Annotated in this window: 13 protein-coding genes; 1 reads left to right on the top strand and 12 read right to left on the bottom strand. The window is 59.0% G+C overall.

Annotation, left to right across the window (positions count from 1 at the left end):
- Positions 1 to 87 precede the first annotated feature (87 nt).
- The 8 genes from tilS to ybgC all read right to left on the bottom strand — a co-directional run bounded on the left by tilS (position 88) and on the right by ybgC (position 7666).
- Positions 88 to 1464 (bottom strand): tRNA lysidine(34) synthetase TilS, encoded by a 1377-nt coding sequence (tilS, locus tag BR48_RS24295; RefSeq protein WP_081815816.1) that lies wholly within the window; start codon positions 1462 to 1464, stop codon positions 88 to 90.
- The gene (gene ybgF, locus BR48_RS0110505) at positions 1439 to 2413 is read right to left on the bottom strand and encodes a tol-pal system protein YbgF (protein ID WP_051614749.1); all 975 of its coding nucleotides are present in this window, start codon (positions 2411 to 2413) and stop codon (positions 1439 to 1441) included. Before ybgF ends, tilS begins: the two co-directional genes overlap by 26 nt.
- A gap of 182 nt (positions 2414 to 2595) precedes the next feature.
- The gene (gene pal / locus BR48_RS24290) at positions 2596 to 3099 is read right to left on the bottom strand and encodes a peptidoglycan-associated lipoprotein Pal (RefSeq protein ID WP_036813673.1); all 504 of its coding nucleotides are present in this window, start codon (positions 3097 to 3099) and stop codon (positions 2596 to 2598) included.
- A gap of 234 nt (positions 3100 to 3333) precedes the next feature.
- Entirely contained in the window at positions 3334 to 4650 is a 1317-nt protein-coding gene (gene tolB / locus BR48_RS0110490; protein ID WP_027231266.1) for a Tol-Pal system beta propeller repeat protein TolB, read from the bottom strand.
- A gap of 37 nt (positions 4651 to 4687) precedes the next feature.
- Complete coding sequence (locus BR48_RS0110485) at positions 4688 to 5749, bottom strand: cell envelope integrity protein TolA (RefSeq protein ID WP_027231265.1); 1062 nt, start codon at positions 5747 to 5749, stop codon at positions 4688 to 4690.
- A 5-nt stretch (positions 5750 to 5754) separates the two neighbouring features.
- Positions 5755 to 6207, bottom strand: coding sequence for a protein TolR (gene tolR, locus BR48_RS0110480; protein ID WP_027231264.1), 453 nt, complete (start codon positions 6205 to 6207; stop codon positions 5755 to 5757).
- Between the two features lie 44 nt (positions 6208 to 6251).
- Complete coding sequence (gene tolQ / locus BR48_RS0110475; protein WP_027231263.1) at positions 6252 to 6959, bottom strand: protein TolQ; 708 nt, start codon at positions 6957 to 6959, stop codon at positions 6252 to 6254.
- Between the two features lie 242 nt (positions 6960 to 7201).
- Positions 7202 to 7666, bottom strand: a complete 465-nt coding sequence (gene ybgC / locus BR48_RS0110470) for a tol-pal system-associated acyl-CoA thioesterase (RefSeq protein ID WP_027231262.1) — start codon at positions 7664 to 7666, stop codon at positions 7202 to 7204.
- Between the two features lie 55 nt (positions 7667 to 7721).
- Between ybgC and BR48_RS0110465 the strand changes: the two genes are divergently transcribed.
- The gene (locus tag BR48_RS0110465; RefSeq protein ID WP_197030340.1) at positions 7722 to 8966 is read left to right on the top strand and encodes a cellulase family glycosylhydrolase; all 1245 of its coding nucleotides are present in this window, start codon (positions 7722 to 7724) and stop codon (positions 8964 to 8966) included.
- A gap of 3 nt (positions 8967 to 8969) precedes the next feature.
- Here the strand turns inward: BR48_RS0110465 and ruvB are convergent, their stop codons facing one another.
- The 4 genes from ruvB to BR48_RS0110445 form a co-directional block, all read right to left on the bottom strand.
- A complete protein-coding gene (gene ruvB, locus BR48_RS0110460) occupies positions 8970 to 10010 on the bottom strand; it encodes a Holliday junction branch migration DNA helicase RuvB (RefSeq protein ID WP_027231260.1) in 1041 nt (346 codons plus the stop codon).
- A gap of 40 nt (positions 10011 to 10050) precedes the next feature.
- A complete protein-coding gene (gene ruvA / locus BR48_RS0110455) occupies positions 10051 to 10668 on the bottom strand; it encodes a Holliday junction branch migration protein RuvA (protein ID WP_027231259.1) in 618 nt (205 codons plus the stop codon).
- On the bottom strand, positions 10665 to 11192 hold the full coding sequence (gene ruvC, locus BR48_RS0110450; RefSeq protein ID WP_027231258.1) for a crossover junction endodeoxyribonuclease RuvC: 528 nt from the start codon (positions 11190 to 11192) through the stop codon (positions 10665 to 10667). Before ruvC ends, ruvA begins: the two co-directional genes overlap by 4 nt.
- Before the next feature lie 92 nt (positions 11193 to 11284).
- Positions 11285 to 11812, bottom strand: a complete 528-nt coding sequence (locus BR48_RS0110445; protein ID WP_027231257.1) for a DUF1465 family protein — start codon at positions 11810 to 11812, stop codon at positions 11285 to 11287.
- Positions 11813 to 12211 lie beyond the last annotated feature (399 nt).

Here is a 12211-nt window from a genome sequence, read left to right as displayed (position 1 = left end):
CCATCAATCACAACCGCAAGGATGCGGAATTTTAACGTAACATAGGTTCGAAGCGTGGCCTTGCCAAGGCTGGCAGTCAAACTGAGGTCAATTCTTGTTAATCTGGTTTACAGGCAAATCCTTATAAGGCGGTAGGCAAAACAGTTCGGCAAGAACTCTGGCCAAGCTGATATCATAGCTTGAAAGAATATGGTCGAACAGGGAAAGGTGCCGCGCGAGAGCGATGCCGGCAGGCAACTTAGCGTGATCGTCGCGGCAAATTACGGTGGTCATCTCGCCTTCGTTTACAATTGCAGGCGAGGATTTCAGGGCACCGGGATGGGTGTTGGTGGGGCGTTCCTCTCCCCCCGATCCTATATTCCCGTCACCGACCGGTACGATCTCTACCGGATTTTTCGTCCAGTTGGTGAGCCGATAGCGCCCGTCCCAGATCGCGGTTTCGCCGGCCCCAACGCTGATTTCAGGCAGCGATCGCTGTTCGCGATAGATGAAAGCCCTGACTCGCTTGACCTCAATCACGCAGCGGCCGAGCGTTACGCGCCGGAACGTCCCATCTCCCGCAATATGCTCGATGGCCCTGTCACAAAGCTCTGCCGCTGGCAGCATCGATAAGCCACCCATCGCCGCGAGAAGGACGCCAACGGCAAGGCGTCTGTCATCCCTATCGCCGGCAAAAGCCGCTCTTTCGATTTCGGCGAGCGTGCCATCGTGCACCGCGACGCTTTTCTGCAAAAATGCGGCGGCGCCGATATTATGCGCCATGCGCTGCTCGGTCTTTATCGCAATATTCGCGAGTAAAGCTGCGCGCTCCTCATCGCGCAGCGCCTTGCGGATGCGCACGCGTTCATACTTCGGGTCTTCGTTGGATGGATCATCGCGCCAAGCAATGCCGCGAGACCGCAAATAGGCGCGGAGCGCGTCGCGGGTTATCCCGAGCAGGGGCCGCACCAGCCAGATCTCGCGTTCGAACAATGTCGCAGGCGCCATGCCGGCAAGACCCCTGTCGCTGCCTTCGCCATTCGTTCGCAGGCGCCGCATCGCATATGTTTCGATCTGGTCGTCCTGCGTGTGTCCCGTCAGGATCACGTCCGCACCCGCTTCCCGGGCCGCCTGGCAAAGAAGGCGATATCGCGCGTCGCGCGCCGATGCCGAGAGTGCGGTCTGTGGCTTGGGCTCATCCCAGGCAAGAGTCCGGTGCTCGACGCCGAGTTCTGCGCACAGCGTTGCCACATAGCGCGCTTCTTCGGCGGCTTCCGGGCGAAGGCAATGATCGACGGTAACGGCAATAATGGCTGGGAACTGCGGCCGGGAAGCGCACAACTCTGCGAGGAGATGGAGAAGCCCCAGAGAGTCGCTGCCGCCGGAGACGGCGACGATGACCGAAGTCAGTCCCTCGAAATGGACAGAACCAAAAATACGTTCCGGATCGAGCCCTGTCTCAGCACTTGTTGGCGGCACGCTCACTCTTCACGCGCTCCTTGATCGCCGGCGTAATATTCGGATAGCGCGTTGCGACGGAGGAAAAGGTGGCGCAGGCGACGTCATGATCGCGCATCTTGGCGAGAGTCATGCCGAGCTTCAGCAGGTTCTCCGGGCTCTTTTTCGAATCCGGATATTGCTTGTGATTGTCGAGGAACACCGATGCCGCATCCTGGTAGCGGCCCTGCCCGTAAAGCGACTCGCCGAGCCAGTAACGGGCATCGGGGTCGGCCGGATCCTTGGGAAACCGATCGACATGATCGCGGAAGGCAAGTTCCGCGCTCTTATAGTCGCCGGAAAGGAATAGCTGATAGGCCTGGTTATAAAGCACCTTGGGATCGTCGGTTTGCGGCAAGGCAGCAACCGTCGTGTTGTCGGCCGGCGGATTATCGCTGGCATTTCCACCGATCACGTTGCCATTGGCGTCAAATTCGATCTGCCCGAGGTCGCGCGGCGGCGCGCCGAGTTGCTCGGAGCCGGACAAATCGACCTGGGGATCAATAGCAGCGGAATCGGTGGTCTGGGGCGCGGCCCGCGACGAACCGGAAGAGGCAGAGGCATCCGACGATGCCTCCCCCGTTGTTGTTCGCGGCGATGGCGCGGATGCGACCGTGCGATCGCTCTTGCCGCCAGCGTCCGACCGCTTGCCCTTTTCCAGCTCCTGGAAGCGGAACTCGTTGTCTTCCTGTACTTTGCGCATCTGCTCCTGCATTTGCAGGATCTGGAAGTTCAGTTCCTCAACCTTGCCGGTGAGCTGCCTGATCTGCTCCTCGAGCTGGCTCACCCGCGGATCGCCTGCCTGAGCCAGGATGACGGGAGCTTTGCTGGGTGCAATCTCCGCCTTTGGCGCAGGCGGAAAAAATCCACCGCTCAAATCCATGGCGTGGCCGACGCCGGTTGCCAGAAATGGCATAACCGTCAGTGCCAGAACCATTCTCTTAAGTCCTTTGTTCATTCCTTTTACCGCCCCTGATATGGGAATTGAAACACCGCCATGATTGCGGCCGCCCTATCTAACACGAGCAATGTGACTTCGGCCAAATTTTGTTAGCCTTGCGTCAAAACAAAAAAAGCGGCCCGAAAGCCGCCTTTTCCGTCTATAAAATCGAAGCCTGCTTAGCTGCCAGCGCCGCCGAGAACGGTGATGGCGCGGCGATTCTGCGACCAGCACGATTCGCTGTCGCAAACGGCAACCGGACGCTCGTTACCATAGGAGATGGTCTTGATGCGGCCAGCTGGAACGCCCTGAGATGCCAGATAGTTGCGTGTCGCAGCAGCACGGCGCTGACCGAGAGCAAGGTTGTACTCGCGCGTGCCGCGCTCGTCGGCATGGCCTTCGACGGTGATCGCATAGTTCGGGTAGCGCTTCAGCCACTGTGCCTGCTTGGACAGGGTCTGCTGTGCATCACCACGGATGACCGAGGAGTCGACATCGAAGAAGATGCGATCGCCGACATTGACGGTGAAGTCTTGCGTCGAGCCCGGTGTCGCGCTGCCAGCAAGGCCAAGGTCGCCGGCGCTGTTGGGCATGTTTTTCTTCGAGGCGCAACCCGCGATGGCGAGAGACATGAACAGTGCAACGACAAGTGGACTGCGTGCGATCATTTCGAACCGGCGCATGGCCTGGACTCCTTAAGAACTGAATTGTTTCGGTGAACAACCAGTAACCATATTGAGGTTAAGGCGAGTTCAAGAAACAGGGTTAATCCCCTCTTAAAACCAGGATTAACGGCGAATCGAATGCGTATTTCCGTACCTCTAAGGCAAACAATGCGGCGGAAAAACGACATTCGCGGCGAATGTCGGGGGACATCGCCGCGAATGCAGAGAAGAGCTCCTGATGGCTGGCAGCCACTATTCGAGAAGCGGAGACCAGGCCGGGTCCGACGAGAGGTTCGGGGTCTGGATCTGGCGAATATTGCGGCCAGTCAGATCGACCGTCATCAGATGCGGGCTGTTCGAGCCGGGCGGCTGGCGGAAGAACATCAGCACGCGGCCATTAGGCGCCCAGGTCGGGCCCTCATCGTGGTAGCCGCTCGAAAGGATGCGCTCGCCCGAGCCGTCGGTCTTCATGACCCCGATCGAGAATTCGCCGCCCGCCTGCTTCGTGAAAGCGATCAGGTCGCCGCGCGGTGACCAGACCGGGGTCGAATAGGAACCGTCGCCGAAGGAGATGCGCTGCGGGTTCGAACCATCCGCGCCCATCTTGTAGATCTGCGGTCGGCCGCCACGATCGGATTCGAAGACGACCTGCGTGCCATCCGGCGAATAGGATGCGCCGGTATCGATCGCAGACGTGCTGGTCAGGCGCGTCGTCGTGCGGCTGCGCAGGTCCATGGTGTAAATGTTGGCGCTGCCGTCTTCCTGGAGCAGGCTCATGACGACCTTTTGCCCATCGGGTGAAAAGCGCGGTGCGATAGTCATGCCGGGGAAGTTGCCGACGAGTTCACGCTGGCCGGTCTCGAGTTGCAAGAGGTAAATCTGCGGCTTGCCGCCTTCGAACGACATATAGGTGATTTCCTGCCGGCTCGGCGAGAAGCGCGGTGTCAGGACGAGGTCCTTGCCGTTGGTGAGATAGCGCGTGTTGGCACCGTCCTGGTCCATGATGGCGAGACGCTTGACGCGTTTTTCCTTGGTGCCGGACTCGTCGACATAGACGACGCGGGTATCGAAATAGCCGTCCTCGCCCGTCAGTTCCTTGTAGATCGCGTCGGCGATGATGTGGGCGACCCGGCGCCAGCTTTCCGGCGAGGTGAAGAACTGCTGTCCGATCAATTGCTTACCGGCGAAGGTGTCCCACAGGCGGAACTCCGCCTTCAGCCTGCCGTCGCCCTGCTTGGTGACGCGGCCGGTGACAAGCGCCTGGGCATTGATCACCTTCCAGTCTTCAAAGCGCGGCGCAGCATCGGGGTTCGAGATCTTTTCGATGAACGCACCCTTTTCGATCGGCGCGAAGAGGCCGGACCGCTCAAGGTCCGCAGCAATCACGCCGGAAATATTGGTCCCAAGCTGATCACCGGAGAGAAAATCTGTAATCGCGATGGGCATGGGTTCAACCACGCCCTTGGTGATATCGAGTTTGAGCTGCGCGCGCGCCGGGAGCGTCGCAACAGCCAACAATGCGATAATCATCGCGAAAGCGGAAAGAATTGTCCGGGTCGTTCTAAGCATAAGTCAGGGCCCTCTTTTGGCTGGCCAATTGTCATCATCAGGTCGTTCCTGGATAGAAAGTCAGTTCAACATCTTTCCAGGTATCATATTTGTCTTGCGGCAGATTGAACGGCACCGAGCGCATGACCGCGCGCAATGCACTGCTCTTGATCGCGTTCAGGAGACCGGGTTCACCGCCACTGCCGCTCACGACCGGCGAACCTTCGATCTCGCCACTCGGCGTAAGCTTGAACGAGACGATGATCTTCATATCCGGATATTCCTCGGCACCCACCGGCTTGTTCCAGTTGCCCTCGATGGCGCTGCGCAATGCATCCATTTCGCTCTGGCTGAGCTTCGAGCCGCCCGTCGCCTTGTCGGCGCCAAGAGAAGCCCGGTCCGTGGAGCGCTTGGCACCGCCTGCGGATGGCTTCTGGTTGTTGAGCAATTCCGCAACCTCGTCGGCTATGCCCTTCTCCTTGGAGGGTTTGGCCGCCGTCTGCGTCTGCTTCGGCTTCTCAGGTTCCTTGCGCTCCGGAGTCTTTGCCGTCTGCGCCGGCTGGGTAGGCTTTGCTTCCGGCTTGGCGACATTTTCGGGAAGCTTGAAGGTCTCTTCCTGCGGTACGGGATCGGGCTTTGCTTCAGTAATGGCCGCGGCCACGGGGTCAGGTTTGACTTCCTGCTTGGGCGCAGGCTCCGGCTTCACCTCCGTGGCGGGCACGGGTTCAGGCTTCGGTTCCGGCTTGACCTCGGGTTTCGGCTCAGGCTGCGGTTCCGGCTTTGGGACAGGCGCTTCCGATGGCTTCGGCGCTTGTGCGGATTCCACCGGCTTGGGCTTTATTTCCAGCGTCTCCTTGGTCTTGGTGTCGAGGTCACTGTCTCCAGTATTTTGGGCGTCCAGCTGGGTCTGCGGCTTCTCGGCGGGCTTCGGCGCGGGCTTTTCGGCCTTCGGCGCCTTCTTGTCGCCCTGCTGCAGCTGGGTGATGGATTCGACGGGAACGATATCGATAGGCATGGACTCGACGTCCGCGACCATCGGGGCGGGCGCGGAGAACGTCAGCAGCCCCCAGCCAAGGATGGCGGCATGAATAACAGCAGAGGATACGACACTGCCCTTCATTTCGCTTAGCTATCCTGCTCCTGAAGACTGACCAGACCAATATTCTTGAATCCGGCCGATGAAATGCGCGCCATGACCTTCATGACCGCGCCATAATCGGCTGTCTTGTCACCGCGAACGAAAATGCGCTCGTTATAGCCGGTCTTGGCGATTGCCTGCAGTTTCGGGACAATTTCCTCGATCGGAATTTCCGTGTCCTCAATGAAGATCTGTCCCTGCTGGTTTACCGAAATCGTGATCGGTTTGGTATCGGTATCCAGCGCCTTGGCGGCGGTGTCCGGCAGGTCGATCGGCACCCCGACCGTCATCAGCGGCGCAGCGACCATGAAGATGATCAGGAGAACCAGCATCACGTCGACCAGCGGCGTGACGTTGATTTCACTCATCAGCGCCTTGCTGGCCCGACCGCGGCGTCGGCGTCCGCCTGAAGAGCCATTGTTTCCCATTGACATGCCCATGGCATCAATCTCGCAATTTCAAGTATCGGTTACGCAGGCATCATTCAGGTCCGCGGCAGCTTCTCATCGATTTGCCGCGAGAGTATGGCGGAAAACTCGTCCGCAAAGCCTTCCATGCGTGCGGTAAGCTTGCCGGCGTCGCTCGACAATTTGTTGTAGGCGATAACGGCTGGAATAGCGGCGACAAGGCCGATAGCCGTTGCCAGCAGCGCTTCGGCGATACCAGGCGCGACAACAGCAAGACTCGTGGACTTGGAACCGGCAATCGCCATGAACGAGGTCATGATGCCGATGACGGTGCCGAAGAGGCCGATGAAGGGGCCGGCGGAGCCGATCGTTGCAAGAAATGTCAGGCGGGCGGCGAGATAGTCGCTTTCGCGCGCCAGCGCCACGTCCATCGCCTTGTCGATACGCATCTGCAGCGCGATAGGCGAGCGGGCGCCCTTTTCGAATGACTTCTTCCATTCACGCATGGCGGCAATGAAGATCGAGCCCATGCCGGTGGTGCGCTTGTCGCCAAGGTTACGATAGAGCTCTTCGAGCGACTGTCCCGACCAGAAGACCTGTTCGAAACGGTCGAAGGCGCGCTTGGCGCGTCCGAATCCGAGCGCTTTGTCGATGATGATCGCCCATGTCCAGATGGACGCACCGAGAAGCCCGATCATCACAAGCTTGACGATAAATCCGGCTTGCCAGAACAGTCCCCAAAGCGAAGTATCTGATGCTTGAACGGCAACCGCTAAATTTTCCATAACCACAACCCTCGAATCCGAAAACCCGGCATGTTGACCGGGGCGCAATCGTCTCTCACTCCAGATGAGCCACGCTAGTGAGACCGGATTTTTCCAGTAACCACACCGCGGCTTCTCACGGTTAATTTTGGTAAAACGAAGGCGTTAACGCAAAACGCCCCGTTTGATGACCTTATTCATGGTTTGTTATGGTTAAGGATCAGTTATGATTCAGCCCGGTGCGTGATTTTAAATTATCGAGGCTAAGATTGCGGCTTGAAAAGCTTGATCCATTCTGCGGGAAACCTTCGCGGTCTCCCGGCGCCATTGACAAGGGCGGCTTCGACCTTTGCCGCGATCAAGAGTTCGTCACCGCGTTTGATCGATTGCGCCATGCGCACGCGCGCACCCGATATCTCCGCCGTATGGGTCTCCACCGTCAGGACATCGTCGATACGCGCCGCTGAGCGAAAGTCGATCTCCATGCGCCGCACCACCCAGACGATGCTTTCACCGAGCTTGCCGTCGGCCAGTTCCGAGTGGTGCACGCCGAGCAGACGCAGATAGTCGGTGCGCCCGCGTTCAAGAAATTCGAGGTAGCGGGCATGGTAGACGACGCCGGAAAAATCGGTGTCCGCATAATAGACGCGGGCAAGCAGCCGGTGCCCGATATCGGTCAATTCTCCGGCGAGACCGCCCGTTAAGGAAAGAATATTGTTTTCGCTCATGGTTCTTTTCTTTTGTCGGGTAGGCGGGCATTTTGTCCAGACCCGGATGGAGGACGTGAAGGAATTGGCGTTTCGATTGTTTCACGTGCTTTTCGCATTTGCATGCCTGCTTGTCACTGTCGCAACGGCATCGGCCACCGCCTTCACGATGCAGCGCGGGGTCAATCTCGATCCATGGGTCACCTGGCCGCTTCCCGAACGTTGGGACGATGAAGAAATCCTCACCAACTTTCCGGAGTGGCGGCGCAATACTGGGCTGCAAGACCTGCAGGCTATCCGCAAGGCGGGCTTCGATTTCGTTCGCATGCCTGTCGATCCTGCCATCTTCCTGCAGGATGCCTCGGAGGAGCGCGTCAGGAAGCTGCTTGCCGCAATGCTCCGATCCATCGACTTGCTGCATAAGGCCGGTCTCAAGGTGGTCGTCGACATGCATACGATCCCGAGCGACAAGCGGAAAATCGGCACCAACCAGATTTCGTCGGATCCGGCCCTGTTTGCCCGTTATCTCGATCTGGTAGGGCGCCTCGGCCGCGCCCTTTCCATCACCGATCCCGCGCTTACTGCCTTCGAACCGTTCAACGAGCCGGTGGTGGATTGCGATCTCGCAGTCTATCCAAAATGGTCCGCCTTGCTGCTGCAATTGCATGCTGCGGCGCGCAACGCATTACCCAATCACACGCTGGTTCTCTCTGGCGGATGCTGGGCGAGCGCCTACGGTCTGATCCAGATAAATCCCACGACCGTCGCGGATGACAATGTGATCTGGACCTTCCACTCGTATGAGCCCTATATCCTTACCCATCAGGGCGCAGGATGGACGGGCGATGCCATGGCCTATGTCGAGGGCCTGCCCTATCCGCCTGACAGGCTCGGGCAAGAGGGGTTTCACGAGGTTCTCGACGAAGCCCGCCATCGCATCGAGAAGCAGGCGCCAGAGGACAAGCGCAAGGCCCTTCTGAACAATCTCAACGAAATGGCCGATGGGATTGCCGATGATGCCAAGGCGCTGGCGAGACTGAACGAGCCGTTCGATCAAGCGGATGCATGGAGCCGTCAGTATAATATTGCCCCGGAACGGATATACCTTGGCGAGTTCGGAATGATCCGTCAGGAATATGGCAAGTATTTCCTCATGCCGGCCGAGTGGCGCGCCGCTTACATGAAAGACGTGGTTGCGGCCGCAAACAAGCATGGCTTTCCCTGGTCCGTCTGGTCGTGGGGCGGCGCCTTCGGCATCACCCTTGCCGACGACAAGCGGGTTTTCGATCCGGTTATCCTCGAAGCGCTGAAAGCTGAATAAGCTTCATTCGTCTTCCTGGAAGAGGTTGATCTGTTGCTGCGTCACTTCTGCCGGCGCATTGAGCCCGAGATGTTTCCAGGCATTGGCGGTCAATACGCGGCCGCGCGGCGTGCGCTGGATAAAGCCCTGTTGGATCAGGTAAGGCTCGATAATATCCTCGATCGCGTCGCGCGGTTCGGAAAGCCCGGCGGCGATCGTTTCGATTCCAACCGGCCCACCGCCGAAATTATGTGCAATCATTGATAAATAGCGCCTGTCGAGCTGATCGAGACCGAGAGAATCCACCTCGAGCCTCAGCAGCGCCGAGTCGGCCGTTTCGCGATCGATCCGGTCCTTGCCATCGACAATGGCGAAATCGCGCACGCGCCGCAGCAGGCGGCCGGCAATACGCGGGGTGCCTCGTGCACGGCGTGCGACTTCGAGCGCACCGTCATCGGTCATGCCAATGCCCATGATCCGGGCCCCGCGCCGCACGATATGTTCGAGCTCCTCGACCGTGTAGAAGTTCAATCGGATGGGAATGCCGAAACGGTCGCGCAACGGCGTGGTCAACAGGCCTATCCGGGTCGTTGCAGCCACAAGGGTGAACTTGGCAAGATCGATCTTTACGGAACGTGCTGCCGGTCCCTCGCCGATGATCAGGTCGAGCTGATAGTCTTCCATGGCCGGATAGAGAATTTCCTCGACCGCCGGGTTGAGACGATGGATTTCGTCGATGAACAGGACGTCATTTTCTTCTAGATTGGTGAGCAGCGCGGCAAGATCCCCAGCCTTGGCGATGACCGGGCCGGAAGTCGAGCGAAAGTTGACGCCGAGTTCCTTCGCCATGATCTGTGCCAGCGTGGTCTTGCCAAGGCCCGGCGGCCCGACGAAAAGCACATGATCCAGCGCCTCGCCGCGCGATTTCGCCGCCTCGATGAACACCTTGAGATTGGCGCGCGCCGCAGCCTGCCCGACGAAATCGGCAAGCGTCTGCGGTCGGAGCGAGGTATCAAGGTCCTCGCCGCGCTTGTCGGGTGAAATCAGACGGCCTGCATCGCTCATGCGCCTGTCCTCGCATAACGAGCTTCGTCAGACAATGGCATTAGCGCGACAGCTCCTTGAGGCCGAGCCGGATGAGCTTGGTCGAATCGGCGCCCTCTCCCGCCTCCTTCATCGCCGCCGCCACCGCATTGGCGGCCTGGTCGCGCGAATAGCCGAGATTGGTGAGGGCCGAAACCGCATCGGCGACCGGGCGGGGCGCGACGCCCTCGCCGATCTCCTGCTTGAGGCCGATCGTGCCGCTGGCCTCGCCGGCAAAGGCTGGGGCCTTGTTCTTGAGTTCGGTGACGATGCGCTCGGCTACACGCTTGCCGACGCCCGGCGCCCGGCTGACCATGGCAATGTCGCGCAGGGCGATCGCGTTGGCGAGGTTAGACGGCGTCAACACGCCAAGTACGCTGAGCGCCACCTTGGCGCCAATGCCCTGCACACTCTGGAGCAGGCGAAACCATTCCTGTTCGAGCGGCGAGGTGAAGCCGAACAGCCTGATCATGTCTTCGCGGACATAGGTTTCAATGAAGAGCGTTACCGCCTCGCCAACTCCGGGAAGATTCGAAAGCGTCCGCGCCGAGCAGTACGCCACGTAGCCTACCCCATGCACATCGATGATCACATGATCTTCGCCGATTTCGTCTACCGTACCCTTGAGCTTGCCGATCATCCGAGAGCCGCCAGTTTCTGTTCGATGGCTATGCGCCCGATCGCGCTTTGCCGGTGATGTGCGTGGCAGATGGCGACAGCGAGCGCGTCGGCAGCATCGTCCGTATCGAACGTCGCCTTCGGCATCAAAACCTTTACCATCATGTGAATTTGCTGCTTTTCGCCGTGACCAACGCCGATTACCGCCTTCTTGACGGCGTTCGGGGCATATTCGGCGACCTGCAAACCTGCGAGTGCCGGCACCAGCAGCGCAATGCCCCGCGCTTGCCCAAGCTTCAGGGTCGCCGTCGCATCCTTGTTGACGAATGTGTGCTCGACAGCCGATTCGTGCGGCACCATCTGGTGAATGACCGCCGCAAGACCATCGTGCAACTGGCATAGACGCGAGGCAAGATCGAGCTTTGCATCGGAAAGGATCGTGCCGGAAGCGACGAAGCGCAGGGAATTGCCCAGCGTTTCGATCATGCCCCAACCGGTTCGCCTGAGACCGGGATCAATACCGATGATTCGAATCGCTTCCTTCATGTCGGGAACCTTACCTTTCTGCCGGGCATGTTGACAGTAGAAAGGTGAACAAAAGCGAAACGAAACTGTTTATGATTGCCGAAAGCGACCGCTCAACGATTGCCGAAGGCGGTGGCAAGCAGCGTGATCTGATCCGAGACCGGATTAGTCGAGAAAAGCGGGCGCTCCTCGACGTTCTCATTGTAGATCTCGTCATCCATCTGCCGGACGCGTGCCTGCAGCCGGAGCGAGCGATGCACAATGTCGCAATAGGAAAGCGGGATTTCATCCCAGCCCGCGACGCTTTCGGGGGCCGAATCGGTATCAAGGCGCACCTTGGCCTTCTCCGAGAGCACCTGGTCGGGCGTCATCTCGCCGCTGCGCGAAGCGCGCTGCAGGAGGAGCCAGGAAGCGACCTGCATTAGCCGCGTCGTCAGCCGCATCGATTCCGCGGCATAGAGCGTGGCGGCGACACGGGTGAGCCTGCGGGCAGCGGCGCGCCCTTCCCCATCGAGATAGGAAGCGGCTTCTTCCACAAGACTCATGCCTTCATCATAGAGATGATTGAAGCTTTCCGACCGAACCATGCGCACCGCAAGTCGTATCGTGTTGTCCACGTGGAATTCCTGTTCAGCCATCATATGCCCTGTTACCAATGCGCTGCCGCGAACCGAATCTTGCCAAAGCCGTGCACCCTTACTGAAACAGCAAGCGATACACCACAACGGTCGGCGGACAGTATTCCCCAGCAACCTGCCTGCATACTCACATCAGCGCAAGTTTATCCTTAATAAAGGGTTAACGGCAGGGCCGGTCGGAAGATATGAACATAAAAAAAGAGCCGCGAAACATGGCGGCTCTCAGGAGTCTAACAGGGAGGCGTCAAACAAAGTGGCCAAACCACTTGGTAAGAATCCAGAAAACTGGATGTTCAATTTATAGATTGTAATGCTTAACGATTCCTTAACGCCGACAATAAAGTTGGGCGGAATGTTCTATCAATGCGGTGCGTCCATGGGCTTGCCGGTGGTGGATCGGGG

The organism is Phyllobacterium sp. UNC302MFCol5.2, from assembly GCF_000686005.1.
In the GTDB taxonomy this organism is placed as follows: domain Bacteria; phylum Pseudomonadota; class Alphaproteobacteria; order Rhizobiales; family Rhizobiaceae; genus Phyllobacterium; species Phyllobacterium pellucidum.
Note: the sequence above shows the minus strand (reverse complement) of the source record. Positions and strands in the feature narration are given on the sequence as shown.